At 70.1% G+C, this 25,533-nt stretch carries 22 protein-coding genes and 1 tRNA gene; 1 reads left to right on the top strand and 22 read right to left on the bottom strand.

The features are described 5' to 3' along the window. Positions 1-7 precede the first annotated feature (7 nt). The 22 genes from atpA to ACYVMZ_RS13105 form a co-directional block, all read right to left on the bottom strand. Entirely contained in the window at positions 8-1,600 is a 1,593-nt protein-coding gene (atpA, locus tag ACYVMZ_RS13210; protein WP_461078965.1) for a F0F1 ATP synthase subunit alpha, read from the bottom strand. A 130-nt stretch (positions 1,601-1,730) separates the two neighbouring features. Next, a complete protein-coding gene (locus ACYVMZ_RS13205; protein ID WP_461078963.1) occupies positions 1,731-2,546 on the bottom strand; it encodes a F0F1 ATP synthase subunit delta in 816 nt (271 codons plus the stop codon). Continuing rightward, positions 2,543-3,094 carry a F0F1 ATP synthase subunit B gene (locus tag ACYVMZ_RS13200; protein ID WP_461078961.1) on the bottom strand — a complete coding sequence of 184 codons (552 nt, stop codon included), beginning with the start codon at positions 3,092-3,094 and terminating at the stop codon, positions 2,543-2,545. The genes ACYVMZ_RS13205 and ACYVMZ_RS13200 overlap by 4 nt, the downstream gene beginning before the upstream one ends. Before the next feature lie 42 nt (positions 3,095-3,136). Next, on the bottom strand, positions 3,137-3,367 hold the full coding sequence (atpE, locus tag ACYVMZ_RS13195; protein WP_103780068.1) for an ATP synthase F0 subunit C: 231 nt from the start codon (positions 3,365-3,367) through the stop codon (positions 3,137-3,139). A gap of 74 nt (positions 3,368-3,441) precedes the next feature. Further along, complete coding sequence (atpB, locus tag ACYVMZ_RS13190) at positions 3,442-4,287, bottom strand: F0F1 ATP synthase subunit A (protein ID WP_461078958.1); 846 nt, start codon at positions 4,285-4,287, stop codon at positions 3,442-3,444. Between the two features lie 210 nt (positions 4,288-4,497). Then, a complete protein-coding gene (locus ACYVMZ_RS13185; protein ID WP_461078956.1) occupies positions 4,498-4,935 on the bottom strand; it encodes a hypothetical protein in 438 nt (145 codons plus the stop codon). Positions 4,936-5,261: 326 nt separating this feature from the next. Then, positions 5,262-6,602, bottom strand: coding sequence for an MraY family glycosyltransferase (locus ACYVMZ_RS13180; protein ID WP_461078954.1), 1,341 nt, complete (start codon positions 6,600-6,602; stop codon positions 5,262-5,264). 129 nt (positions 6,603-6,731) lie between these two features. Further along, positions 6,732-7,970 carry a serine hydroxymethyltransferase gene (locus tag ACYVMZ_RS13175; RefSeq protein WP_461078952.1) on the bottom strand — a complete coding sequence of 413 codons (1,239 nt, stop codon included), beginning with the start codon at positions 7,968-7,970 and terminating at the stop codon, positions 6,732-6,734. 164 nt (positions 7,971-8,134) lie between these two features. After that, on the bottom strand, positions 8,135-8,800 hold the full coding sequence (locus ACYVMZ_RS13170; RefSeq protein WP_461078950.1) for an arsenate reductase/protein-tyrosine-phosphatase family protein: 666 nt from the start codon (positions 8,798-8,800) through the stop codon (positions 8,135-8,137). Positions 8,801-8,852: 52 nt separating this feature from the next. After that, positions 8,853-9,500: an L-threonylcarbamoyladenylate synthase gene (locus ACYVMZ_RS13165; protein WP_461078948.1), complete on the bottom strand. Its 648-nt coding sequence runs from the start codon at positions 9,498-9,500 to the stop codon at positions 8,853-8,855. Positions 9,501-9,552: 52 nt separating this feature from the next. Continuing rightward, positions 9,553-10,392 carry a peptide chain release factor N(5)-glutamine methyltransferase gene (gene prmC, locus ACYVMZ_RS13160; protein WP_461078946.1) on the bottom strand — a complete coding sequence of 280 codons (840 nt, stop codon included), beginning with the start codon at positions 10,390-10,392 and terminating at the stop codon, positions 9,553-9,555. A gap of 112 nt (positions 10,393-10,504) precedes the next feature. Further along, on the bottom strand, positions 10,505-11,572 hold the full coding sequence (gene prfA / locus ACYVMZ_RS13155) for a peptide chain release factor 1 (RefSeq protein WP_461078944.1): 1,068 nt from the start codon (positions 11,570-11,572) through the stop codon (positions 10,505-10,507). Positions 11,573-11,679: 107 nt separating this feature from the next. Next, positions 11,680-11,904 (bottom strand): 50S ribosomal protein L31, encoded by a 225-nt coding sequence (gene rpmE, locus ACYVMZ_RS13150; RefSeq protein ID WP_014675000.1) that lies wholly within the window; start codon positions 11,902-11,904, stop codon positions 11,680-11,682. A gap of 227 nt (positions 11,905-12,131) precedes the next feature. Further along, the gene (locus ACYVMZ_RS13145) at positions 12,132-13,268 is read right to left on the bottom strand and encodes an LCP family protein (protein WP_461078942.1); all 1,137 of its coding nucleotides are present in this window, start codon (positions 13,266-13,268) and stop codon (positions 12,132-12,134) included. A 207-nt stretch (positions 13,269-13,475) separates the two neighbouring features. After that, the gene (locus ACYVMZ_RS13140) at positions 13,476-15,296 is read right to left on the bottom strand and encodes a trypsin-like serine protease (RefSeq protein ID WP_461079114.1); all 1,821 of its coding nucleotides are present in this window, start codon (positions 15,294-15,296) and stop codon (positions 13,476-13,478) included. Between the two features lie 232 nt (positions 15,297-15,528). Beyond that, positions 15,529-17,616 (bottom strand): transcription termination factor Rho, encoded by a 2,088-nt coding sequence (gene rho / locus ACYVMZ_RS13135; protein WP_461078940.1) that lies wholly within the window; start codon positions 17,614-17,616, stop codon positions 15,529-15,531. A 408-nt stretch (positions 17,617-18,024) separates the two neighbouring features. Continuing rightward, a complete protein-coding gene (gene thrB / locus ACYVMZ_RS13130; protein WP_461078938.1) occupies positions 18,025-18,942 on the bottom strand; it encodes a homoserine kinase in 918 nt (305 codons plus the stop codon). Positions 18,943-19,331: 389 nt separating this feature from the next. Beyond that, entirely contained in the window at positions 19,332-20,390 is a 1,059-nt protein-coding gene (gene thrC / locus ACYVMZ_RS13125) for a threonine synthase (RefSeq protein ID WP_461078936.1), read from the bottom strand. A 6-nt stretch (positions 20,391-20,396) separates the two neighbouring features. Continuing rightward, a complete protein-coding gene (locus tag ACYVMZ_RS13120) occupies positions 20,397-21,689 on the bottom strand; it encodes a homoserine dehydrogenase (RefSeq protein WP_461078934.1) in 1,293 nt (430 codons plus the stop codon). A gap of 145 nt (positions 21,690-21,834) precedes the next feature. Then, positions 21,835-23,226, bottom strand: a complete 1,392-nt coding sequence (gene lysA, locus ACYVMZ_RS13115) for a diaminopimelate decarboxylase (RefSeq protein WP_461078932.1) — start codon at positions 23,224-23,226, stop codon at positions 21,835-21,837. Positions 23,227-23,250: 24 nt separating this feature from the next. Then, positions 23,251-24,309, bottom strand: coding sequence for an ArgS-related anticodon-binding protein NrtL (gene nrtL, locus ACYVMZ_RS13110; RefSeq protein WP_461078930.1), 1,059 nt, complete (start codon positions 24,307-24,309; stop codon positions 23,251-23,253). A gap of 90 nt (positions 24,310-24,399) precedes the next feature. Next, entirely contained in the window at positions 24,400-24,924 is a 525-nt protein-coding gene (locus ACYVMZ_RS13105) for a response regulator (RefSeq protein WP_461078928.1), read from the bottom strand. 137 nt (positions 24,925-25,061) lie between these two features. Here ACYVMZ_RS13105 and ACYVMZ_RS13100 point away from each other — a divergent pair. Next, a tRNA-Arg gene (locus ACYVMZ_RS13100) sits at positions 25,062-25,133 on the top strand. The last annotated feature ends 400 nt before the right edge of the window (positions 25,134-25,533 follow it).

Raw genomic sequence — 25,533 nt, 5'->3', positions numbered from 1 at the left:
CCTTACGTCACTTGGCGGCAGCGGCCGAGGTGTCCTCGCCGAGCAGCTTGCCGTCCGAGGTCTCGAACTGCTTCTTGAACTCCGCGATCGCCTCGGCGACGGCCTGCAGGGTGTCGTCGGACATCTTGCCGCCCTCGCGGATGGAGGTCATGAGGCCCTGCTCCTTGCGGTGCAGGTAGTCCAGGAGCTCCTTCTCGAAGCGGCGGATGTCGGCGACCGGGACGTCGTCCATCTTGCCGGTGGTGCCGGCCCAGACGGAGACGACCTGGTCCTCGGTGGACATCGGCTCGTACTGGTTCTGCTTCAGCAGCTCGACCATGCGCTGACCGCGCTCCAGCTGGGCCTTGGAGGCCGCGTCCAGGTCGGAACCGAAGGCGGCGAACGCCTCCAGCTCACGGAACTGGGCGAGGTCCACGCGCAGTCGGCCGGAGACCTGCTTCATCGCCTTGTGCTGGGCGGAACCACCGACTCGGGAGACGGAGATACCGACGTTCAGCGCGGGGCGCTGACCGGCGTTGAACAGGTCCGACTCCAGGAAGCACTGGCCGTCGGTGATGGAGATGACGTTGGTCGGGATGAACGCCGAGACGTCGTTGGCCTTGGTCTCGACGATCGGCAGACCGGTCATCGAACCGGCACCCATGTCGTCGGAGAGCTTCGCGCAGCGCTCCAGCAGACGGGAGTGCAGGTAGAAGACGTCACCCGGGTAGGCCTCACGGCCCGGCGGGCGGCGCAGCAGCAGGGACACGGCGCGGTAGGCGTCGGCCTGCTTGGACAGGTCGTCGAAGATGATCAGGACGTGCTTGCCCTGGTACATCCAGTGCTGGCCGATGGCCGAGCCGGTGTACGGCGCCAGGTACTTGAAGCCGGCCGGGTCGGACGCCGGGGCGGCGACGATGGTCGTGTACTCCAGGGCGCCGTTCTCCTCCAGCGCGCGGCGCACGCCGGCGATGGTGGAGCCCTTCTGGCCGATGGCGACGTAGATGCAGCGGACCTGCTTCTTCGGGTCGCCCGAGCGCCAGTTGTCGCGCTGGTTGATGATCGTGTCGACGGCCAGGGCGGTCTTGCCGGTCTGGCGGTCACCGATGATCAGCTGACGCTGACCACGGCCGATCGGGGTCATCGCGTCGACGGCCTTGTAGCCGGTCTCCATCGGCTCGTGCACCGACTTACGGACCATGACGCCCGGAGCCTGCAGCTCGAGGGCGCGGCGGCCGTCGGTCTCGATCTCGCCGAGGCCGTCGATCGGGGTGCCGAGGGGGTCGACCACGCGGCCGAGGTAGCCCTCACCGACGGCGACGGACAGCACCTCACCGGTGCGCCGCACCGGCTGGCCCTCCTCGACGCCGCTGAACTCGCCGAGAACGATGGCACCGATCTCGCGCTCCTCGAGGTTGAGGGCGAGGCCGAGGGTGCCGTCCTCGAACTTCAGCAGTTCGTTGGCCATGGCCGAGGGCAGGCCCTCGACCTTCGCGATGCCGTCGCCGGCAAAGGTGACCGTGCCGACCTCCTCGCGCGAGGCCGCGTCCGGCTTGTACGACTGGACAAACGTCTCCAGCGCGTCCCGGATCTCCTCCGGCCGGATCGTGAGCTCCGCCATCTGGGTTCCCTGCTCTCCTTGTTGGGCCCGAAGTTTCTTTGGGGGTCTGGGGTTCGACCCCCAGGAATCCTCTGCACGGCCCAACCAGGGCCGTAAGCACGTACTGCGTTTTCAGTTGCCGCGGATGCCGCTAGCTCGCCAGGCGGCGGCTCGCGTCCTCCAGGCGGTCCGCGATGGAACCGTTGATCACCTCGTCGCCGACCTGCACCCGGATCCCGCCGAGGACCTCGGGGTCCACGTCCAGGTTGAGGTGCATCTTGCGGCCGTAGAGCTTCGCGAGGGCGGCGCCCAGGCGCTGCTTCTGCTGGTCGCTCAGCGGAACCGCGGAGGTGACGACGGCCACCATGCGGTCCCGGCGCTCGGCGGCGAGCTTGGACAGGGACTCCAGTCCCGACTCCAGGCTACGTCCCCGCGGCGCGGTCACCAGACGCGTCACCAGACGCTCGGTGGTCGGCTGCGCCCGGCCGCCGAGCAGGCTGCGCAGCAGCCCGCCCTTGGCCGAGGTGGTGGCCTTGCGGTCGGTGAGCGCGGCACGCAGCTCGGTGCTGGAGGAGACGATCCGGCCGAACCGGAACAGCTCGTCCTCGACGTCGTCGAGCGTGCCCGCCCGCTGCGCGGCGGTGAGGTCGGCGAGGTTCGCCAGCTGCTCCAGCGCGTCCACCAGGTCGCGGGACTGCGACCAGCGGGAGCGCACCATGCCGGACACCAGGTCGGCGGTGGGACCGCTGACCTGGGCGCCGAGCAGGCGCTGGGCCAGGTCGGCCTTGCCCTCGCCGGCCTGCGCCGGGTCGGTGAGGACCCGACGCAGCGACACCTCGCGGTCGAGCAGCGTGGTGACGGCGGCCAGCTCGTCGGCGAGCTGCCCGGCGTCCACGGACGTGGAGTCCGTCAGCGCGTCGAGACGCTCACGTGCGGCTGCCAGGGCCTCGCGGCTCGCTCCGTTCATCGGCCGGCCTCGGCCTTCTCCTCGAGCTCGTCGAGGAAGCGGTCGATGACGCGGCTCTGCCGGGCGTGGTCCTCGAGGGATTCGCCGACGAGCTTGCCGGCCAGGTCGGTGGCGAGCTTGCCGACGTCCTGGCGCAGCGCGGACGCGGCGGCCTTCCGGTCGGCCTCGATCTGCGCGTGACCGGCGGCGATGATCTCCTCGCGCTGACGCTGGCCCTCGGCGCGCATCTCGGCGATGAGCGCGGCGCCCTGCTCCTGCGCCTCCTGGCGCAGACGCGCGGCCTCGTGCCGGGCCTCGGCGAGCTGGGCCTTGTACTGCTCCAGGACGCTCTGGGCCTCGGTCTGCGCGGCCTCGGCCTTCTCGATACCGCCCTCGATGGCCTCGCGACGCTCTTCCAGGACCTTGTTGATGGTCGGGAGGAGCTTCTTGGCGAGGAAGCCGAAGACGATGACGAAAGCGATGAGGCCGATGACAACTTCCGGCCACGGCGGAATGAGGGGATTCTCCTTCTCACCCTCAGCCGCCAGGAAAACCAGGGCGGTAGTCACATCAGTGCCTTTCGTCGAAAGGGACGGTCGTCAGGGCTCGTCTTAGTAGACGAACGGCATGACGAGACCGATCAGGGCGAGCGCCTCACAGAAGGCGAAGCCCAGGATCTGGTTGGCGCGGATCAGGCCGGCGGCCTCGGGCTGGCGGGCGAGCGCCTGGGTGCCGTTACCGAAGATGATGCCGACGCCGACGCCCGGGCCGATCGCGGCGAGGCCGTAACCGATGGAGCCGAGGTTGCCGTCGACCGCAGCGAGGGTCTGGAGAGCGGACATGCCGGTTCTTCCTTCTCTTTCAGTGACCGGTGGGGGTTGGCCACCGGATGTCTACAGGGAGGGCGGGGCGGTGCTCAGTGGTGCTCGGCGAGCGCGCCCTGGATGAAGGTGCAGGTCAGCAGGACGAAGACGTACGCCTGGACCGCCTGGATGAAGAGCTCGAACGCGGTCATGACGATGACCATCAGGAACGAGACGGCCGAGAACGCGATGCCGATGCCGTTCAGCATGTACCAGCTGGCGATGGTGAACAGCAGCAGCAGGGTGTGGCCGGCGAACATGTTCGCGAAGAGTCGCACCGCGTGCGTGAACGGGCGGACCAGCAGGTTCGAGGCCAGCTCGATGGTCATGGACAGCGGGAGCACGGCGCCCAGCGACTTGTCGTAGCCGCTGAAGTTCTTGAAGGCGCCGACGAAGCCGTGCCGCTTGAAGGTCAGCCCGACCCACAGCACGTAGACGATCAGGGCCAGGACCATCGGGTAGGCGATGATCGACGTCACCGGGAAGGCCGCGACCGGGATGATCGACCAGAGGTTCATCATCCAGATGAAGAAGAAGAGCGAGACGGCGAGCGGGACGTACTTCTCGCCCTCCTTCTTGCCGATCGTCTCGTAGACGACACCGCGGCGGATGAAGTCGTAGCCGGCCTCGGCGACCATCTGGAGCTTGCCCGGGATCACCTTGGGCTTGGCGAACGCCGCCCAGAAGAAGCCCACGACGATGATCGAACCGAGCACGGCGAGCAGCATGGGCTTGTTGAAGTAGAAGCCGTTGCCGTCCGCGTTGCCCATCAGCGGTTCGAACAGGAACGAGTGCAGGCCCGGAGCAACCGTGTCGAAGCCACATCCCTCGAAGAGGTGGCAGTCGGTCTCGAAGGCGAGCACCTGCGTCGGGTCAGCACTCACCGCGGGCTCCTTCATCGTGGCGCATAGGTACGGCAACCTCGTTGTGTCGGCGCGGCGCACGGCCGCGGTTCGGCACGGGACTGGTGTTACGGATGTGGGGGCGGCTGTGGGGCATCTCGCCTCGCGCTTGAGCAGGCGTCAGCTCAGATGCCCGCGCCCGCGATGCCGCAGTTGGCACCGGACGATAGCAGGATCTCTCATGCCTCTTTATCCCGGCCCTATCCCTCACGACGAGTGCCCTGACTTTTCGGGCTTTCCGCCCGTCGTCGCATCGGGCTCGACGTAAAGGATCTTGGACTTCATGTGGGCACGCGTCTGCGCGGCGATCCAGGTCAGGGTGCCGGCGACGAGCGTGAGGGCGAAGGCCTTGGGGTGGAACAACGTCGTGTTCTTGAACGCGGCGACGAAGATGAACAGCAGAAGAATCTGTGCCGCGTAGAGCATCAGGCCCATCGCCTGGAAGAGGTGCGGAAGCGATTTGGCAGTGCGCTGCAGGACGTAGAGGCCGATCCCCATGAAGAGGATCACCACAAGCGTCGCGACGACCGCTCCGATCGCCCCCTTGCCACCGGCGGCCACAGCGCTGACGACGGCGGCAATCGCGCCGACGGCAGCCGTGGGCACGGCGGCCTGGGCCAGGATCCGGACGTCGTTGGACGGCATGGCGGCAACTCCGCTTTCACAGGGGGCAGGGGTGTCGTCATGGACGAGCGTAGTCCCGGGCTGAGAGTGGAGACCTCACACCAATGGGCCGTCGCACTACGGCCCTCGGCTCTATCCGGGGTTCTCGTGAACCGTATCACAAACTATTTGATGCAGTCTTTACCTGAAGGGTGTGCTCGCTGTCACACATGAGAGTGAATCTGCGCGTCTGAGCGATATCGCAGCCGACTTGTCTGGTATTGGGCGCTTCTTACCCCCATCACAGTCTCACGACTTGGCAATGCTCTAGTCAGATTCTTACCTTGCGGTAGCCGGCGGCCCGGGCCTCAGCGCGGCGTCCCGGCCTTCCGGCGGTCCGTGAAACGCGAACGGGCGCCGATGGCGGTCGCTCCGTTGACTCCGGACACCCCGCTCACCACGGGACTGCGCGGTACCTGCTCGTCCGGGGCGAGCTGCTCCGGGGCGGACGCCGGCGTCGAGGCCCCGGGCGCCAGCGGGGCGACCCCGCGCCGCCGGTACCGCGGCGGCACGAACCGCTCCGCCCAACGCGGGGCGCGCGGCGTGAAGCGCGGCAGCAGGAGCAGGACGAGGCCCACCGCGCTGAGGAACACGACGCCCAGCACGATCCACGTCGACGCCGAGTTGACCGAGTAGGCCAGCGCCCCGAACGCGATCAGCGCCGACCAGAAGTACATGATCAGCACCGCGCGGCTGTGCGAGTGCCCGATCTCCAGCAGCCGGTGGTGCAGATGACCCCGGTCCGCGGCGAACGGCGACTGGCCGCGCCAGGTGCGCCGCACGATCGCCAGGATCAGGTCGGCCGCCGGGATCGCGATGATGGTCAGCGGCATCAGCAGCGGGATGTAGACCGGCACCATCTGGTGCACGGTGCTGCGCTCGGACCCGCCGAACAGGTTGTCCGGGTCGACCTGCCCCGTGACCGAGATCGCGCCCGCGGCCAGCACCAGCCCGATCAGCATCGAGCCCGAGTCGCCCATGAAGATCCGCGCGGGGTGGATGTTGTGCGGCAGGAAGCCCACGCACATGCCCATCAGGATCGCCGCGAACAGCGTCGCGGGGGCGGCGGCCTCGATGCCGTACGAGTACCAGATGCGGTAGGCGTACATGAAGAACGCGGCCGACGCGATGCACACCATGCCGGCGGCGAGGCCGTCGAGGCCGTCCACGAAGTTGACCGCGTTGATGGTGATGACGACCAGGGCCACCGTCAGCAGGGTGCCCTGCCACTGGGTCAGCGCGACCGTGCCGACGCTCGGGATGGGCAGCCACAGGATCGTCAGACCCTGCACGACCATCACGCCCGCGGCGATCATCTGCGCGCCCAGCTTGATCAGGGCGTCGATCTCGAACTTGTCGTCCAGGACGCCGATCAGCCAGATGAGCGCCGCTCCGGAGAGCAGCGCCCGTGGCTCGTTGGACTTCTCGAAGACCTGGCTGAGGTTGGTCAGATGGTCGGCGACCAGCAAGCCCGCGCACAGGCCGAAGAACATCGCGATCCCGCCGAGCCGCGGAGTGGGTTCCCGGTGCACGTCACGTGCCCGGATCTCCGGCATCGCTCCCGCCACGATCGCGAACTTCCGTACCGGCCCTGTCAGCAGATACGTCACCGCGGCCGTCACGCAGAGCGTCAGCAGGTATTCACGCACGGGCTTCCCCACAGGTCTCGCTGGCCATCTCAGCCCCACACCCTAGCGATGCGCGCATAACTGTGGGGACTGCCGGGTAGCGACGATGGTTGCACGAGTGGCTGTGCACCCAGGTGCGCCTACCCCGCCTCAGCGCAGATACGGCGGAAATCCACCGGTGAGCTCCCGCACTTCTTCACGTGCCTGCGCGGGTTCCGTCTCCTCCCTCAGCACCGCCGCGAGCAGCGCGGCGATCTTCCCCATCTCCCCCTCCCCCATGCCCTGGGTGGTCACCGCGGCCGTGCCCAGGCGCAGTCCGCGGGCGTCGCCGTGCGGCAGTGCGCAGCAGTCCGTGACCATTCCGGCGGCGGCGAGCCGGCCGCGCGCGGTGCGGCCGTCGACGCCGAGCGGGGCCGGGTCGGCGGTGATGAGGTGGGTGTCCGTGCCGCCGGTGGTGACGACGAGCCCCTCGGTCGCCAGCCCGGCCGCGAGAACCCTCGCGTTGACGACCACCTGATGGGCGTACGCGGCGAACGCCGGTGTTGCCGCCTCTCCGAAGGCGACCGCCTTGGCGGCGATGGTGTGCATCTGCGCCCCGCCCTGGGTGAAGGGGAACACGGCGCGGTCCACGCGCTCCGCCAGCTCCGCGGCGCACAGGATCATCCCGCCGCGCGGGCCGCGCAGCACCTTGTGGGTGGTGGCGCAGACGATGTCGGCGTACGGCACGGGGCTCGGGGCCGCTCCCCCCGCCACCAGCCCGATGGGGTGCGCGGCGTCCGCGATGAGATACGCGCCGACCTCGTCGGCGACCTCGCGGAAGAAGGCGTAGTCGATGTGCCGGGGATAGGCGATCGAGCCGCACACGATCGCCTTCGGGCGGTGGGTACGGGCCAGGGTGCGCACCTGGTCGTGGTCGACGAGCCCACTCTCGGCGTCGACCCCGTACCCGACGAAGTCGAACCAGCGGCCGGAGAAGTTGGCGGGCGACCCATGCGTGAGGTGGCCGCCGTGCGGCAGACCGAGCGCGAGGACGGTGTCGCCGGGGCGCAGCAGGGCGGCGTAGGCGGCCAGCACCGCCGAAGAGCCCGAGTGCGACTGGACGTTGGCGTGCTCGGCGCCGAACAGCGCCTTCGCCCGGTCCACGGCGATGCGCTCGGCGACGTCGGCGAACTCGCAGCCGCCGTGGTGCCGCGCTCCCGGGTATCCCTCGGCGTACTTGTTGGCCAGGGGCGAGCCGAGCGCGGCCAGCACGGCCGGCGAGCAGAAGTTCTCGGCGGCGATCAGCTGCAGCGTCGTCGACTGCCGCTGCCGCTCCCCGAGGAGGATGTCGGCGAGCTCGGGGTCCTGGCGCCGCAGGACATCGGTCTCAAGGGCAGGACTGACCGTCATGGTGGACTCCGGGCCTCGTCGACGGTGACGTACGTCCAATGTAGGCCCGAGAGGTCACGGCCGCCCGAGTTGTTGCATCACCCGCAGTGCGCAGTCGTCCGGCTGGGGCGGTACGCGTGGGCACGGCCGACAGCGCCGAGCACCGCTGCGCGAAGCTCCAGCCGTCACCCCGTACGCGCCGGCACCCCGGTCAACGCGGTGACCACCGGATCCAGCGCCTGGTGTATCTCGTCCCCGATCGACCGGAAGAACGTCAACGGCGCCCCATACGGGTCGTACACCTCGTCCGCCTCCGCCGTGGGCGCCAGAAGCCACCCGCGTAGAGCGGCAGCAGCCCGCACCAGCGCACGCGCACGCGCGACCACGCCCTCCTCCAGCGGCGGCAGGGTGGCAGGGTCGATGGCCTTCACCAGGCGGGTGAACTCCTTGAGCGTGAAGGTCCGCAGCCCCGCCGAGTGGCCCATCGAGATCACCTGCGCCCGGTGATCCCGCGTAGCCGTCAGCACGAGGTCCGCACGGATCACGTGCTCGTCCAGCAACTCCCGGCCCACGAAGCCGGAGGCGTCCGCGCCGAAGTCGGCCAGCACGGTCTCCGCGTGGGCCTCCATGGGCGCGCCCTCGTGCCCCCAGGTGCCCGCGCTCTCCACGATCAGACCGCCGCCCAGGATCCCGAGCCGCTCCTGCACGAAATGGCGGGTCAGCCGCTCGGTGATCGGCGAGCGGCACACGTTGCCGGTGCTGACGTGGAGGATGCGGAAGCTGTCACGCGGAAGCCCCACGAACGTCGTCGTGATCTCCGCCGCGCTTTCCCCGTTGCCTATGCCACGCATGGGGGTGCCCCCTGCTCGAACGCAGTCGAGAGCGTGGGGGAGTCAGGGGCTGTCAATTCGCCACCTCGAGGTCGGGTACGACCTTGCGCAGCTCGTCCGGGGAGAGCGCGCCCTCGCGCAGCAGGACGGGCACCGGGCCGGTGACGTCGACGATCGAGGACGGCACGTTGCCGGGCGTCGGGCCGCCGTCGAGGTAGACGGAGACAGAGTCGCCGAGCATCTCCTGCGCGGCGTCGCAGGTCTCCGGCGCCGGGTGGCCGGTGAGGTTGGCGGAGGAGACGGCCATGGGGCCGACCTCCGTCAGCAGCTCGATGGCGACGGGGTGCAGCGGCATGCGCACGGCGACCGTGCCCCGGGTGTCGCCCAGGTCCCACTGCAGGGACGGCTGGTGCTTGGCGACGAGCGTCAAAGCGCCCGGCCAGAACGCGTCCACGAGCTCCCAGGCCAGCTCGGAGAAGTCCGTGACGAGCCCGTGCAGGGTGTTCGGGGAGCCGATGAGGACAGGGGTGGGCATGTTGCGGCCCCGGCCCTTGGCCTCCAGCAGGTCGGCGACGGCCTCCGGGGAGAACGCGTCGGCGCCGATGCCGTACACCGTGTCCGTCGGCAGCACCACGAGCTCGCCACGGCGGACGGCGGACGCGGCCTCACGCAGACCGGTCGCGCGGTCGGTTGCGTCATTGGTGTCGTATCGCCGTGCCATCTTTAGCTGGCCTCCTCGTACACGTGCTGCTGGGATGAAGACTGCGGGGTGCTCACGGCAGTGCCTTGCGGGCCGTGGCGAACCTCGGGCGGTTGTTGAGGTCGGGGTGGTCGGCGGCGTCGGTCCAGCCCCGGTCCTCGGCGAAGATCCACGGCACCTGGCCGCCCTGGGTGTCGGCGTGCTCGATGACGACGACGCCGCCGGGGCGCAGCAGCCGGTGCGCGGTGCGCTCGATGCCGCGGATCAGGTCGAGGCCGTCCTCGCCGGAGAACAGCGCCATCTCGGGGTCGTGGTCGCGCGCCTCGGGGGCGACGTACTCCCACTCGGTGAGCGGGATGTACGGCGGGTTGGAGATGACCAGGTCGACCTGGCCGTCGAGGTCCGGGAAGGCCGTCAGGGCGTCGCCCTGGCGCAGTTCGACCCGGGACCCCGCCATGTTCTTGCGGGTCCACACGAGGGCGTCCTCGGACAGCTCCACCGCGTGGACCCGGGAGCGCGGCACCTCCTGGGCCATGGCGAGCGCGATGGCGCCCGAACCGGTGCACAGGTCGACGATGCACGGCTCGACGACGTCCATGGCCCGTACGGCGTCTATGGCCCAGCCGACCACGGACTCGGTCTCGGGCCGCGGGACGAACACCCCGGGCCCGACCTGGAGTTCCAGGTACCGGAAGTAGGCGCGCCCGGTGATGTGCTGGAGCGGTTCGCGGGCCTCGCGGCGGGCGATGACCTCCCAGTAGCGGGCGTCGAAGTCGGAGTCCTGCACGGTGTGCAGCTCGCCCCGCTTGACGCCGTGCACGAACGCGGCGAGCTCCTCCGCGTCGGTGCGTGGGGAGGGCACGCCGGCGTCGGCCAGCCGCTGGGTGGCCTGCGCCACCTCCGCGAGCAGCACGCTGCGGGGGCTCGGGGGTCGCCCCCCGGAATCTTGCTGCACGCTGTCCTCCGGTACTCAGTGCTCTCTATACGTACTACGCGAGTACTGCGTACTGCGCGCCCTGCGCGCCTTACGCGGCTGCGAGCTTGGCGGCCGAGTCCGCGTCGACGCAGGCCTGGATCACCGCGTCGAGGTCGCCGTCCAGGACCTGGTCCAGGTTGTACGCCTTGAAGCCGACGCGGTGGTCCGAGATGCGGTTCTCCGGGAAGTTGTAGGTGCGGATCTTCTCGGAGCGGTCGACGGTGCGGACCTGGCTGCGGCGGGCGTCGGCGGCGTTCCTCTCCGCCTCCTCCTGCGCCATGGCGAGCAGCCTGGAGCGCAGGATACGCAGTGCCTGCTCCTTGTTCTGCAGCTGGCTCTTCTCGTTCTGGCAGGAGGCGACGACTCCGGTGGGAAGGTGCGTGATGCGCACCGCGGAGTCGGTGGTGTTGACCGACTGCCCGCCGGGGCCGGAGGAGCGGTAGACGTCGATGCGGAGGTCGTTGGGGTTGATCTCGACGTCGACCTCCTCGGCCTCGGGGGTCACGAGGACACCGGCCGCGGAGGTGTGGATACGGCCCTGGGACTCGGTGGCCGGCACGCGCTGCACGCGGTGCACACCGCCCTCGTACTTCAGCCGGGCCCACACGCCCTGCCCGGGCTCGATCTGCCCGCGGGTCTTGATGGCGACCTGGACGTCCTTGTAGCCGCCCAGCTCGGACTCGGTGGCGTCGATGATCTCGGTCTTCCAGCCGACGCGCTCGGCGTAGCGCAGGTACATGCGCAGCAGGTCGCCGGCGAACAGCGCCGACTCGTCGCCGCCCGCACCCGCCTTGATCTCCAGGATCACGTCCTTGTCGTCGCTGGGGTCGCGTGGGACGAGCAGCAGCCGCAGCTTCTCGGTGAGCTCCTCGCGCTGCTTCTCCAGCTCCTTGACCTCGGCCGCGAAGTCGGGGTCGTCGGCGCCCAGTTCGCGCGCGGTCTCGACGTCGTCACCCAGCTGCTTCCAGGAGCGGTACGTGGCGACGATCGGGGTGAGCTCGGCGTAGCGCTTGTTCATCTTGCGCGCGCCTGCCTGGTCGGCGTGGACCGACGGGTCGGCGAGCTTCTTCTCCAGGTCGGCGTGCTCGGCGACGAGTTCCTCGACGGCCTCGAACATCTTGGGCTCCTGTGTACTGCGGTGAAGGGGAAGGCGGGCGACCAAAAACGCCGGTCCCGGCACGCCCGGTGAAGGGGCGCGACCGTGGACCGGCGACTTGGGGCTCGCTACTTCTTGGAGCCGGCGGCAGCCTTGCCGAAGCGGGCCTCGAAGCGGGCCACACGGCCACCGGTGTCGAGGATCTTCTGCTTGCCCGTGTAGAACGGGTGGCACTCGGAGCAGACCTCGGCCCGGATGGTGCCGGACTCGATGGTGCTGCGGGTGGTGAACGACGCGCCGCAGGTGCAGCTGACCTGCGTCTCGACGTACGCGGGGTGGATGTCGCGCTTCAAGGTGTCTCCTAGGTTTCGGGAGGGCGCCGGGTCGCAGCCGCGGGGTGCGGGTGCGTGAACCGGAGCCGACGTACCAGTCTGCCAGGACTGGGGCCCTCTCCCAAAACCGGGGGTTGCCGTGGTTTGTTCCCGGGGAGTGGGGGATGGGCTCGCCCAGTGGGGTGCCGGGTGATCGGCATGGGCGGGTGCGGGTCGTGTGTGGCTGGTCGCGCGGTTCCCCGCGCCCCTTATGGGGCGCTCACCACACCCTTGGCCTCACCTGTGGCCGTGCCTTCGGTGGCGGCCTTCGGGATCGGCCGGTCGTTTCTCAGGGCCTTCCAGACCATCTCGGCCTTGGACTTCTGGACGATGACGCGGTTGGGGTCGGCGGGGTCGTACTGGACCGGCATCGTGACCATGTGCATGTTCTTCGGGGTGATGCCCTTGAGGCCGTTGGCGAAGGACATCAGGGCGTTCACCGAGCCCAGGTCGGAGTCGGTCGTCACGGTCTTGGTGGCGGTGTCGGCGAGGTCGTAGAGCTTCTTCGGGCTGGTGAAGATGCCGACGGCCTTGACCTGGTTGACCAGGGCCTTGATGAAGGCCTGCTGGAGCTGGATGCGGCCGAGGTCGGAGCCGTCGCCGACGCCGTGCCGGGTGCGGACCAGGCCGAGGGCCTGCTCGCCGTCGAGGCGGTGCGTGCCGGCCGGAAGCTTGAGGTGGCTGTCGGGGTCGTCGATGTTCTTCGTGGTGGTGACCTCGACGCCGCCGAGCTCGTCGATGAGCTTCTGGAAGCCGCTGAAGTCGACCTCCAGGTAGTGGTCCATGCGCAGATCGGTGATCGACTCGACGGTCTTCACGGCGCAGGCGGCGCCACCGGTGGAGTAGGCGGAGTTGAACATCACGCCGTCCGCGGCGGGGTGGTCCTCGCCCTTGGTGTCGGTGCACTCGGGGCGGTCGATGATCGTGTCGCGCGGGATGGAGACCACGCTGGCCTTCTTGTGGCCCTCGTAGACGTGCACGATCATCGCCGTGTCGGAGCGGGCGCTGCCGTCGTCGCTGCCGCCGCCGAGCTTCTTGTTGCTGCCGGAGCGGGTGTCGGAACCGAGGACGAGGATGTTCTCCGAGCCGTTGTCGACCTTCTCGGGCCGGTCGGTGCCGAGGGCCTGGTCGATGTTCACGCTCTTGAGGTTGCCGTTGAGCTTGAAGTACAGGTACCCGGCCCCGCTGCCGCCCAGGACGACGATGCCCGCGGCGGTCCAGGCCATGATCAGCAGGCCCTTGTGACGCTTGCGGGGCTTGCGGCGGCGGCCCTTGGCGCGCTGGCGCGGGCCGCTGGTGCCGGGCTCCCCCGGTATGCCGGGTCCCGGTGTGCTCTCGGCAGACATGTGCTCCTCAGCTCATCTCCGGTCGGTTACCCCCTGCGGTCGGTGCCAGGCCTGGTCGGTTCGAGACCCGTACTGCACCCATCGTCACCCCTCCGGTCAGACGGGGAAACCGGCCACAGAGTTGCACAACGCTCTGTGCCCACCGCGGGGGACGGTGGGCACAGAGCGTGTTGGTTCGAGCGGGGAGCAGGGCGCTCACCTGGGGTTTCAGCCCCAGATGTCGTACTGCTGGAATCCGGTGCCGAGCGAGATCCGTGTGGCGAAGATCTCGCTGGTGGCCTTGCCCGTGCCCTTGTACAGGTAGAGCGTGCCGCCGGGGGTGCGGGCCAGGAAGTCGGCCTTGCCGTCGCCGGTGATGTCGCCGACCGCGTCGAAGGTGTTGTACGTCGTGCTGCTCCAGGTGCGGACCTTGATCCGGCCGGAGAAGGCCGCGGAGCCCGCCTTGCCGGTGCCCTTGTACAGGTACACGTAGCCGTTGCTCTTGCCGCGGGCGATCAGGTCGGTCTTCCCGTCGCCGGTGAAGTCGCCGTGGCCGCGCAGGGAGTTGTACTGGTTCCAGCCGGAGCCGACCTTCACGCGGGGGGCGAAGGTGCCGTTGCCCTTGCCCGGGTAGATCCACAGGTAACCGGCGGAGTCGACCGACAGCAGGTCGGGCAGGTAGTCGCCGGTGACGTCACCGGGGGTGACGATCCGGGTGCGGGTCTTCCAGTTGTCGGCGATCTGCGTGTTGGCCCAGGTGCCGCCGGCGGGCACGTAGTGCGCCCAGTAGACGTCGCCGGTGGCGCTGACCCGGTAGAGCAGGTCCTCGTAGCCGTCCCGGTCGAGATCGGTCTGCAGGACGAGGTTCACGCCGTCCCAGTTGCCCCAGGACTCGCGGGCCCCGAAGGAGGTGCCCGTGGAGTTCTTCGCGTAGCCGGTCTTCGTCGAGGCGCTGCGCACCCACAGGTCGGCCTTGTGGTCACCGCTGATGTTGGTGTCGTCGATCCGCGGGTAGGCGGCGCCGACGTACGCGCTGGTCTTGGCGAAGACGCTGTAGGCGCCCTTCGCGACGCAGTCCTCCACGCCCCAGGACACGACACCGACGATCCGGTTGTTCACGACGAGCGGGCCGCCGGAGTCGCCGTTGCAGGCGGTGGTGGTGCCGCTGTCGCTGCCGGTGGCCGGGTTGCCCGCGCAGACCATGTGGTTCTTGATGTAGTCGGCGCCGTAGTAGCCCGCGCAGGTGCTGTCGGACTGGATGGGCAGCGTGGCCGTCTTCAGCGTCTCGGAGACGTCGTCGCTGGTGGAGCTGGTGCGGCCCCAGCCGTAGACCTTGGCGCTGGTGCCGGCCGCGTACGAGGCGGTGTCCCCGGACGTCGTCATCCGGATCGGCGTGGCCCTGACGGGGTTCGGCAGGGTCAGGACGGCGATGTCGTTGTCGATGGTCGTCGCGTTGTACGACGGGTGGTTCCACTGCCGCCAGACGCCCGAGGCCGTGCCGCCGTGCAGGTCGGTGTTGCCCGCGTCGTCGGTGGTGGGCAGCTGGGCGGTGCCGGTGACGATGGCACCGTTGTTGCGCCAGTCGTAGCCCTTCACGCAGTGCGCGGCGGTGAGGATCTTGGTCGGCGCGACGACGGCTCCGCCGCAGAAGAACCCGATGTCGTCGGTCTCGCTGGTGGTGCCCCGGTCGTCGTAGTACCAGAGCTGGGCCATCCAGGGGGCCGAGGTGATGGTGGTGGTCGTACCGCCGATGATCTTGGCGTCGACGGTGCCGTCGCTGGAGCTGGAGCCGGAGGTGGAGCTGGAGCTCATCGACGACTTGCTCGTCTTCCCCGCGGTGTCGTCACCGGCGAGGGCGCCCGCGACGCGCTTCTCCAGCTCGGCGAGCGAGGGCGCGCTGGTGGCGGGCTTGACCGTGGGCCGCGGCAGCGGCGTGGCCGCGTCCGCGGAGGAGGTCAGCAGCGCGGCGGCCAGAGCAGCGGCGACACCGACGGCTCCGACGGGCAGGGCGAGGCGTATCCGGCGTCTGTGACGACCGGCACCGGACATGGACGTGGGCAAGGAAGTCCCCCCAGAGAGGCGCATGAGACAGGAGGGGCGTCTGACGCACCCCTCCCTCTCAGCGCCGAAGGGCAGTTTCCCGTCACTCACGTGACGGGAAACTGCCCTTCAGAGGCGCGGGGCTGTGTCGATGTGCGGCTCGCCGCGCGGGCGCGACAGGCCACGAACGCCCCGCAGCCGCCGTACGACCTCGCAGTCCCCCGGCGCTGTCGCGAAGCGACTAGTCGCCGTTACCGGGCGTCGGCGTCGTCTTCTGGATCTGCATCAGGAACTCGACGTTCGACTTGGTCTGCTTCATCTTGTCGAGCAGGAGCTCGATCGCCTGCTGCTGGTCCAGCGCGTGCAACACCCTCCGCAGCTTCCAGACGACGTTGAGCTCCTCGGCCCCGAGCAGGATCTCTTCCTTACGCGTGCCGGAGGCGTCGACGTCAACGGCCGGGAAGATGCGCTTGTCGGCCAGCTTCCGGTCGAGCTTGAGCTCCATGTTGCCGGTGCCCTTGAACTCCTCGAAGATCACCTCGTCCATGCGGGACCCGGTGTCGACGAGAGCCGTCGCCAGGATGGTGAGCGAGCCACCGTCCTCGATGTTCCGCGCGGCACCGAAGAAGCGCTTCGGAGGGTACAGGGCGGTCGAGTCGACACCACCGGACAGGATGCGGCCGGAGGCGGGCGCGGCCAGGTTGTACGCACGGCCCAGACGCGTGATGGAGTCGAGCAGCACCACGACGTCGTGCCCGAGCTCGACCAGCCGCTTCGCCCGCTCGATCGCCAGCTCGGCGACCGTGGTGTGGTCCTCGGCCGGGCGGTCGAAGGTCGAGGAGATGACCTCGCCCTTGACCGACCGCTGCATGTCGGTGACCTCTTCCGGACGCTCGTCGACGAGGACGACCATCAGGTGGCACTCGGGGTTGTTGTGGGTGATCGCGTTGGCGATCGCCTGCATGATCATGGTCTTGCCGGTCTTCGGCGGGGCCACGATCAGACCACGCTGGCCCTTGCCGATCGGCGACACGAGGTCGATGATCCGCGTGGTCAGCACGCCCGGGTCGGTCTCCAGGCGGAGCCGGTCCTGCGGGTACAGCGGGGTGAGCTTGTTGAACTCCGGGCGGCCGCGGCCGTGTTCGGGCGCCATGCCGTTGACGGAGTCGAGGCGGACCAGCGCGTTGAACTTCTCGCGGCGCTCGCCTTCCTTCGGCTGGCGCACGGCGCCGGTGATGTGGTCGCCCTTGCGCAGGCCGTTCTTGCGGACCTGGGCGAGGGAGACGTACACGTCGTTCGGACCCGGCAGGTAGCCGGACGTACGGATGAAGGCGTAGTTGTCGAGGATGTCGAGGATGCCCGCGACCGGGATCAGGACGTCGTCCTCGGTGATCTGCGGCTCCTGGACCTCGTCGCGGCCACGTCGGCCACGGCGGTCGCGGTAGCGGCCGCGACGGCCGCGACGGCCGCCCTCGAAGTCGTCGTCGTCCTGCGGACCGGTGTTGCGGTCCTGGCGGCCGCCGCCCTGCTGCTGGTTCTGCTGCTGACCGCGCTGGCCGCCCTGCTGGTCGTCGCCCTTACGGCGGTCACGGTCCCGGTCCCCCCGGTCGCGGTCACGGTCCCGGTCGCGGTCCCGGCCGCGCTCGCGGCGGTCGCGGCGGCGGCCCTCGCCGCCGTCACCGGCGGCCTCGCCCTTGGCCTCGTTCTGGGACTGCTGCTGCGGCTGCGCCGGCGTCTCGGCCTTCGGCTCGCTCTTCGCCTCGGCGGCGACCGTCTCGGGGGCGGTGGCTGCCGGGGCTCCGGCCTCGGCGGTGGCGCGGCGACGGCGGCGCTCGACGGGGGCGTCGTCGGTGGGGGCGCCTCCCTGGTCGAGCGAAGTCGAGACCTTGGGGGACGGCTGGCCCGGGATCTCGATCTGCTGCTGGGCGACGGCCTTCTCGGCAGGAGCCTCGGCGCCCTTGTCCGCCTTCTTCTCGGCCTTCTCGGCGGTGTCACCCGTACGGGTCCGGGAGGTGGCGCGGCGCTTGGGCTTGGTCTCCGCGGGAGCCTCGGCCTTGGCGGCCGGGGCGGCACCTCCTCCCCCAGAGGGGGCACCCCCAGCCTGCGCCTCCTTGATGACCTCGATCAGCTGGCTCTTGCGCATACGCGCGGTGCCCCTGATACCGAGGCCGGATGCGACCTGCTGCAGCTCGGCCAGCACCATGCCCTCGAGGCCGGTACCGCGGCGCCGCCGGGAGCCGGCACCGGTGGCAGGCGCGGAGGCGTCCGTGGCGGGCGCGGCAGCGGTCTCCTCGACACGTGCGCCCATCAGATCGGTGGTGTCGCTCACGAAGGGTCCTTCCCTGGAGCGGACGTCGGCCTGTCTGGCTCGGCGACCGGTTGTGCTGTCCGGCAGTGGTCCCGTTGGTGTGGACCGTGCCGGGGCGGTGGTCCGCCTAAGCGGCGGAGGAAATATCTGGTGATGGCGCTTCCTTGAGCCGTGGCACCCAGTGTCTGTGTCACGCGGCGTGGTCGCACCGGTTCCGGAGCGTGCCCGTCGGCCCGCTCAGTGTCCGTGTACGGCGTACGCTCCACGTACGACGTACGGAACACAGTGCGGCTTGGGGGGCTCCCGGAAGAATGTCTGTCCCGGACGGGGACACGAGGCACCTCGCCATGGTGGGGTCGGGTGCAGACTTGAGATTAACACTACCGGATCCAACAAACATTCCCCCTCTCCAAATCCGGCAACCGAGTGTCAGGTCGCGAGCGGAAGCACGCTCGCGCCCTGCAGATCGAGACTCAGCCGGTTCGCGGCCCAGTCCTCGCCCGCCAGTGCTTCGACCTTGTCGGCGGTGCCCGCGTCCGCCAGCGCCATGACCGTGGGTCCTGCGCCGGAGATCACCGCGGGGATGCCGTCGCCCCGCAGCCGTTCCACCAGCGCCGCGCTCTCGGGCATGGCGGGGGCGCGGTACTCCTGGTGGAGGCGGTCCTCCGTGGCGGGCAGCAGCAGCTCGGGACGCCTGGTCAGGGCCTCGACGAGCAGGGCGGCCCGGCCCGCGTTGGCGGCGGCGTCGACGTGCGGCACGCTGCGCGGGAGCAGGCCGCGCGCGGTCTCCGTCAGGACCGGCTTCCCGGGCACGAAAACCACCGGAACGATGGAATCGGCGGGCTCCATCCTGATCGCCCGCGCGGCGCCGCCCTCCATCCAGGAGAGCGTGAAGCCGCCCAGCAGGCACGCCGCGACGTTGTCGGGGTGGCCCTCGATCTCGGTGGCGAGTTCCAGGAGCGCGGTGTCGTCGAGCTTGGCCTCGGCACCTATGGTCACGGCGCGGGCGGCGACGATCCCGGCGCAGATGGCGGCCGAGGAGGAGCCGAGGCCCCGGCCGTGCGGAATGCGGTTGGCGCAGACGATTTCCAGGCCGCGCGGCTGTCCGCCCAGGACATCGAAGGCGGTACGCAGGGAACGCACCAGAAGGTGGCGCTCGTCGCGCGGGAGCGTCTCACTGCCCTCACCCGCGATGTCGATGTGCAGCCCGGAGTCGGCCACCCGGACGACCACGTCGTCGTACAAGCCCAGCGCGAGGCCGAGGGCGTCGAAGCCCGGGCCGAGGTTGGCGCTGGTGGCGGGGACGCGCACCCGGACGGCGGCGGCGCGGAACGCTGGACCGGCCATCGCTCGATGACTCTCCTTGAGCTGCGTGACTGTCGAATGACATTCGATGACGTACGAGGACCCTGGGGGCCGCTGCCGACCGGAGGGCCGGCCGCTTACGGGCCGCGGAGACGGCGCGGCACCGGGCCATATGCGGAGGCATATGCGGCGGGCGGGTTCAGTACAGCCTATCGAAGGAAGGTTCTGTGGCGACATAGGGCGCACAGGAGGCGCACGATGCGTGTCGTAAGCCCCCTATGCACCCGCTGTAGGGAACTTCCCCAGGTAAGCGCCGTCTTACGCCGGACCGTGGCGCGCGTTACACCGGCGCTGCCCGGATCGGCGCGGCTTGCGCCGACCCAGGGCTGTTTACGCCAGTTCAGCGCCGTTTTCGCGCCAGTCCGAGGTGCTTACGCCAGTCCGAGGCGCTCGGCCGCCGCGGCCGCGTCGACGGGCACGGTGACCGGCTGCGGGGCGCCGGCGACGGCCCAGTCCGGGTCCTTCAGACCGTTGCCGGTGACCGTGCACACGATCCGCTGGCCCGGGTCGACCTTGCCCTGCTCGGCGGCCTTCAGCAGACCGGCGACGGACGCGGCGGACGCGGGCTCGACGAAGACGCCCTCCTGGGAGGCCAACAGCCGGTAGGCACGCAGGATCTCACGGTCCGTCACCTCGTCGATGAGGCCGCCGGACTCGTCCCGTGCCGCCAGCGCGTACTGCCAGGAGGCAGGGTTGCCGATGCGGATGGCGGTGGCGATGGTCGACGGGTCCTTGACGACCTCGCCGCGCACGATCGGGGCACTTCCGGAGGCCTGGAAACCCCACATGCGGGGCGTCCTGGTGGAGACCCCGTCGAGGGAGTACTCCTTGTACCCCTTCCAATAGGCCGTGATGTTCCCGGCGTTGCCCACCGGCAGGACGTGGATGTCGGGCGCGTCGCCGAGCATGTCCACGATCTCGAACGCGGCCGTCTTCTGACCCTCGATACGCACCGGGTTGACCGAATTCACCAGCGCCACGGGGTAGTTCTCGCTCAGACCGCGCGCGAGGGTGAGGCAGTCGTCGAAGTTGCCGTCGACCTGGAGGATCTTCGCGCCGTGCACCAGGGCCTGGCCCATCTTGCCGAGCGCGATCTTGCCCTGCGGCACGAGCACGGCGCAGACCATCCCGGCGCGCACGGCGTACGCGGCCGCACTCGCGGACGTGTTGCCGGTGGAGGCGCAGATGACGGCCTTCGCGCCCTCCTCCTTGGCCCTGCTGATGGCCATGGTCATGCCGCGGTCCTTGAAGGACCCGGTCGGGTTGGCACCCTCGACCTTGAGGTGGACCTCGCAGCCCGTGCGCTCGGAGAGCACCTGCGCGGGCACGAGCGGCGTGCCGCCCTCGCGGAGCGTCACGACCGGCGTGGTGTCGGAGACCGGCAGCCGGTCCCGGTACTCCTCGATGATTCCGCGCCACTGGTGGGTCATTGCTGGTTACTCTCCTTCAACCCGCATGATGCTGGCGACACCGCGGACGGTGTCGAGCTTGCGCAGCGCCTCGACGGTCCCGCCGAGGGCCGCGTCGGACGCACGGTGGGTGACGACGACGAGGGAGGCCTCGCCGTCCTTCCCCTGCTGGCGAACCGTATCGATCGAGACTCCGTGCTCGGCGAACACGGTCGCCACCTGGGCGAGAACACCCGGTTTGTCGGCCACGTCGAGGCTGATGTGGTAGCGCGTGACGACGTCACCCATCGGCGAGACGGGCAGGGCGGCGTACGCGGACTCGCCGGGTCCGGTCGCGCCGTTGAGCCGGTTGCGGCAGACGGCGACGAGGTCGCCGAGCACGGCGGACGCGGTGGGCGAGCCACCCGCGCCGGGGCCGTAGAACATGAGCTGCCCGGAGGCGTCCGACTCGACGAAGACGGCGTTGTAGGCGCCGCGCACGGAGGCGAGCGGGTGGCTCAGCGGGATCATGGCGGGGTGCACGCGCGCGGTGACGGAGGCACCGTCCTCGGCCCGCTCGCAGATGGCGAGCAGCTTGATGGTGCAGCCCATCTCCTTCGCGGAGGCGAAGTCGGAGGCGGTGACCTCGGTCATGCCCTCGCGGTAGACGTCGTCGAGGCGCACGCGCGTGTGGAAGGCGATTCCGGCGAGGATGGCGGCCTTGGCGGCGGCGTCGAAGCCCTCGACGTCGGCGGTCGGGTCGGCTTCCGCGTATCCCAGGGCGGTGGCCTCGTCGAGGGCCTCCTGGTACCCGGCGCCGGTCGAGTCCATCTTGTCGAGGATGAAGTTGGTCGTCCCGTTGACGATCCCCAGCACCCGGTTGACCTTGTCGCCGGCGAGGGACTCGCGCAGCGGCCGGATCAGCGGGATGGCACCGGCGACGGCTGCCTCGTAGTACAGGTCCCGGCCGTGCTCCTCGGCGACGGCGTGCAGGGCGGCCCCGTCCTGCGCGAGGAGGGCCTTGTTCGCCGAGACGACGGAGGCCCCGTGCTCGAAGGCGGTGGTGATGAGGGTCCGGGCGGGCTCGATGCCCCCGATGACCTCGACCACGACGTCGATGTCGCCGCGTTTGACGAGGGCGGTGGCGTCGGTGGTGACGAGCTCGGCGGGAAGGCCCTCCCGCACCCTGTCGGGCCGCCGGACGGCCACCCCGGCGAGCTCCACCGGGGCGCCGATGCGGGCGGCGAGGTCGTCGGCGTGCGTCGTCATGATGCGCGCCACCTCTGAGCCGACCACTCCACAGCCCAGCAGCGCCACCTTCAGCGGACGCGTACGCATCATCCGACCTCGTTTCCTGAATACCGTCACGGTTGGACCAGTCTCACTCACCGGACCGGAGTTTCTGCCCTTCGTCCGGATCGTGAGACATTTATTTCATTTGTACAGGGGCGGTCGACAGGAGATCTTCCGCCCTCCGCGGCCCGGGTCAGCCGACGTCCAGACGCAGGAGGTCCTCCTCCGTCTCGCGGCGGACGATCACGCGCGCCTCGCCGTCCCGGACGGCGACGACGGGCGGGCGGAGCACGTGGTTGTAGTTGCTGGCCATGGACCGGCAGTAGGCGCCGGTGGCCGGTACGGCGATCAGGTCACCGGGTGCCAGATCACCGGGCAGGAAGGCATCGCGTACGACGATGTCCCCGCTCTCGCAGTGCTTGCCGACCACGCGGCAGAGCATCGGCGCGGCGTCGGAGCGGCGCGAGACGAGGGCGACGCTGTACTCGGCGTCGTACAGCGCGGTACGGATGTTGTCCGACATGCCGCCGTCGACGGAGACGTACGTACGCAGCCCGTCGAGGGGCTTGATGGTGCCGACCTCGTACAGCGTGAAGGCGGTGGGCCCGACGATGGCCCGCCCCGGCTCGACGGAGATGCGCGGGGTCCGCAGGCGCGCGGCCTCGCACTCCCGGCCGACGATCTCGCTGAGCGCCTTGGCGATCTCGTGGGGCTCACGGGGATCGTCGTCGCTCGTGTACGCGATGCCGAGCCCGCCACCGAGGTCGATCTCGGGAAGCTCGACCCCGTGCTCGTCACGGATGTCCTTCAGCAGCCCGACGACGCGATGCGCGGCGACCTCGAACCCGGACATGTCGAAGATCTGCGACCCGATGTGGCTGTGAATGCCGGCGAGCTCCAGCCCGTCGAGCTGCAGGGCACGCCGTACGGCCTCGGCGGCCTGCCCGCCGGCGAGCGGGATGCCGAACTTCTGGTCCTCGTGGGCGGTGGCGATGAACTCGTGCGTGTGGGCCTCGACGCCCACGGTGACACGGATGAGGACCTTCTGCCGCTTCCCGAGGTCCCGCGCGATGTGGGCGACGCGGACGATCTCCTGGAAGGAGTCGAGGACGATGTGCCCCACGCCGGCCTCGACGGCCCGGGTGATCTCGCTGACGGACTTGTTGTTGCCGTGGAAGGCGATGCGGTCGGCGGGCATCCCGGCGGACAGGGCGGTGGCGAGCTCGCCGCCGGAGCACACGTCCAGATTGAGCCCTTCCTCGTGCAGCCACCGCACGACGGCGCGGGACAGGAACGCCTTGCCCGCGTAGTAGACGTCGGCGTCGGTCCCGAAGGCGGTACGCCACGCACGCGCGCGTGCCCGGAAGTCGGCCTCGTCGAGGATGTAGGCCGGGGTGCCGAACTCCTCGGCGAGCTGCTTGACGTCGATACCGCCCACGGTGAGGACACCGTGCTCGTCGCGGCCGACGGTCTGGGCCCACACCTTGGGATCGAGGGCGTTGAGGTCGGCGGGCGGGGCGGTGTAGTGCCCCTCGGGGAGGACGTCGGCGTGACGGGGCCCGGCGGGGTGTGCGGAACGGCTCATGTCTGGGTGGCTCTCTGTGTCTCTTCAGAGGTGGTCGGGTGCGTCGATGCCGAGCAGGGACAGGCCGCCGGCCAGCACCGTCCCGGCGGCTTCGGCGAGGGCGAGCCGGGCGCGGTGGGCGGCCGAGGGTTTCTCCTCACCGAGGGGCAGGACGGCGGGGAGCAGGGCGAACGTGGCGTCGGCGACGGCGACGAGGTGCCGGGCGAGGCGGTCGGGGGTGCGGTGTGCTGCCGCCCGGGCCAGGATGCGGGGGTGGTCGGCGAGGGCCGCGAGCAAGGGTACGGCGGCGTCCTGCCGTACGTCTCCGGGCTCGGGAGCGAAGCCGAGGTCGGCGGCGTTGCGCAGGAGGGCCCGGGTACGGGCGTGGGCGTACCGGACGCGGAAGAGGGGGTTGCTCTCGCGCTGGACCAGGTGCTCGTCGCTGATCCGGGGCCGGTCGTGCGGGGCGGGCTGGAGCAGCGCCCAGCGGGCGGCGTCACGGCCGAGGGGAACCGGGTCGGCGGGGGCGGGCACGGGCCGGACGTCGACGTCGAGCGAGGCAGGGGCAGGGGCACCGGCCCGCCCGAAGGCATCGACGCGGACCCCCAGTACGTCACTCCACTCCGGCTCGGGACGGGCTTCGCAGCCGGTGCGGACCAGGGCGCCCTGGGAGCGGAGCAGCCGGGCGACGACGTCCATGACGACGGCGGCGCGGACCTCGTGAGGACAGTGGAGCCGCACGACCTGCCCGGTCGGACCGTCGGCGTGTCCGTACCGTGCGCCCTGCCGCTGGATCTGCCGTACGAGGGCGACCGGCGCGGCGTCCTGGAGCCTGATGTTGAGGAACCCGGGCCCGGTGACGACGACATCGGCGATGCCGCCGAGGCCGATCAGGCGCGGCCGGAGGATCTCGGCGACGCGAAGGGGCGGCTGCCCGGCGGGCCGGGAGAGCTGGAGGGCGATGTTGGTGGCGTAGTCACCGCAACCGCCCGGCCCGGGCGGGGCGACCACGGCCCGCGCCGGAACCGTCACGCTGAGTTCCCCGTCGTCGACAGCGCGACGTACCGCGTGCAGCACGGTGCGTGAGAGCTCGACGGGGGTCACGGGACAAGCGTAGAGGAGGAGGGGGGTGGGCAGGCGAGCCGGTTTGCGCCACGGTCCGGGATATGGACGGGCGGACGCCCGGCCGGTTGCTCAACCGCCGGCCCGCCCGGCCCGCTCGGCCTCCCCGACACCGAGAACGTCTCCGAAGGCGGAGGCCTCCCCCGCACCACTCGCCTGGCTCTCCGGCCCTCGCCTGCGATCGATCAACTGCCGTACGAGGCGCACGAGCTCCGCGGGCTCGAAGGGCTTGGGGAGGAACGCGTCGACTCCGACCTCGAGGCCGGTCTCGACCTCGTACTGCGTACAGGCACTGACGATGGCGACAGGAAGATCACGGGTCCGCGGATCGGCCCGCAGCCGCGCGGCGGTCCGCAGCCCGTCGAGCCGGGGCATCGCGACATCGAGGGTCACGGCATCGGGCCGCACCTGATGAACGACTTCCAGACACTCGGCACCATCGGCCGCGGTCACGACCTCGAGGCCCTCCAGCTCGAGGTTGACCCTGATCAACTGCCGGATGACCTTGTTGTCGTCCACAACAAGAACCCGGCCCGACGCGCCTGGCACAACTCGAGAGTAGGTCCGGACCGGCCACCGCGTCCGGGTTTTGCCCACTTCCACCCCGTGCGGGGGACCCGGACCCCTCGGCGTGACGCGACCGCACCGAGCCGACCTGCCGGAAAACCCGTTCCTGACCACCCCGGGGGAGCTGGTAGTGTTCTACCCGTCGCCGCGAGCAACGCGACCGACACGCCCCCGTAGCTCAGGGGATAGAGCAACGGCCTCCGGAGCCGTGTGCGCAGGTTCGAATCCTGCCGGGGGCACCTTGGATTAGGTGCCCAAAGACCCCGTCATCAGCGGAGACGCTGAGGGTGGGGTCTTCTTGTTGCCAGCGGGGATGCGACCGCCCAGGCGCCCGTTCGCCGGCCGCCCGTCGCCCGGCGCCCGGCGCCCGGCGCCGAACGTGGCGGGGCCCGGGAGTCGTATCCAGCTCCCGGGCCCCTGGGGATGCCACCCAGTTGCGCACGCCGGTGGCGTTTAAGAGGGCGGATCAGTTGTCAGGCCGTCGTGTTCTTCCTTTGAACTACCGCACCACGTCAAGAGGTGCAGGCGAGAGTCGAACTCGCATCCGACGGCGTTCGTCCGTCCTCGGTCGGTCCGGCGATCGGCGGCGATGCTGAAGCTGGAGCGAGAGTCTGAGATTGATCGCGGCTGTCTGTGCCG

The sequence above is a fragment of the Streptomyces deserti genome (genome assembly GCF_054782695.1).
The sequence above is the reverse complement of the archived record's forward strand: the minus strand, read 5'-3'. Positions and strand labels throughout refer to the sequence as shown.

Coding starts and splice junctions, on each gene's coding strand:
- ACYVMZ_RS13120 (WP_461078934.1), bottom strand. CDS start 21,689: ATGATGCGTACGCGTCCGCTGAAGGTGGCGCTGCTGGGCTGTGGAGTG.
- ACYVMZ_RS13145 (WP_461078942.1), bottom strand. CDS start 13,268: ATGTCTGCCGAGAGCACACCGGGACCCGGCATACCGGGGGAGCCCGGC.
- lysA (WP_461078932.1), bottom strand. CDS start 23,226: ATGAGCCGTTCCGCACACCCCGCCGGGCCCCGTCACGCCGACGTCCTC.
- prfA (WP_461078944.1), bottom strand. CDS start 11,572: ATGTTCGAGGCCGTCGAGGAACTCGTCGCCGAGCACGCCGACCTGGAG.
- atpB (WP_461078958.1), bottom strand. CDS start 4,287: ATGAAGGAGCCCGCGGTGAGTGCTGACCCGACGCAGGTGCTCGCCTTC.
- ACYVMZ_RS13175 (WP_461078952.1), bottom strand. CDS start 7,970: ATGACGGTCAGTCCTGCCCTTGAGACCGATGTCCTGCGGCGCCAGGAC.
- ACYVMZ_RS13185 (WP_461078956.1), bottom strand. CDS start 4,935: ATGCCGTCCAACGACGTCCGGATCCTGGCCCAGGCCGCCGTGCCCACG.
- atpA (WP_461078965.1), bottom strand. CDS start 1,600: ATGGCGGAGCTCACGATCCGGCCGGAGGAGATCCGGGACGCGCTGGAG.
- thrC (WP_461078936.1), bottom strand. CDS start 20,390: ATGACCCACCAGTGGCGCGGAATCATCGAGGAGTACCGGGACCGGCTG.
- ACYVMZ_RS13170 (WP_461078950.1), bottom strand. CDS start 8,800: ATGCGTGGCATAGGCAACGGGGAAAGCGCGGCGGAGATCACGACGACG.
- atpE (WP_103780068.1), bottom strand. CDS start 3,367: ATGTCCGCTCTCCAGACCCTCGCTGCGGTCGACGGCAACCTCGGCTCC.
- ACYVMZ_RS13165 (WP_461078948.1), bottom strand. CDS start 9,500: ATGGCACGGCGATACGACACCAATGACGCAACCGACCGCGCGACCGGT.
- ACYVMZ_RS13205 (WP_461078963.1), bottom strand. CDS start 2,546: ATGAACGGAGCGAGCCGCGAGGCCCTGGCAGCCGCACGTGAGCGTCTC.
- ACYVMZ_RS13140 (WP_461079114.1), bottom strand. CDS start 15,296: ATGTCCGGTGCCGGTCGTCACAGACGCCGGATACGCCTCGCCCTGCCC.
- thrB (WP_461078938.1), bottom strand. CDS start 18,942: ATGGCCGGTCCAGCGTTCCGCGCCGCCGCCGTCCGGGTGCGCGTCCCC.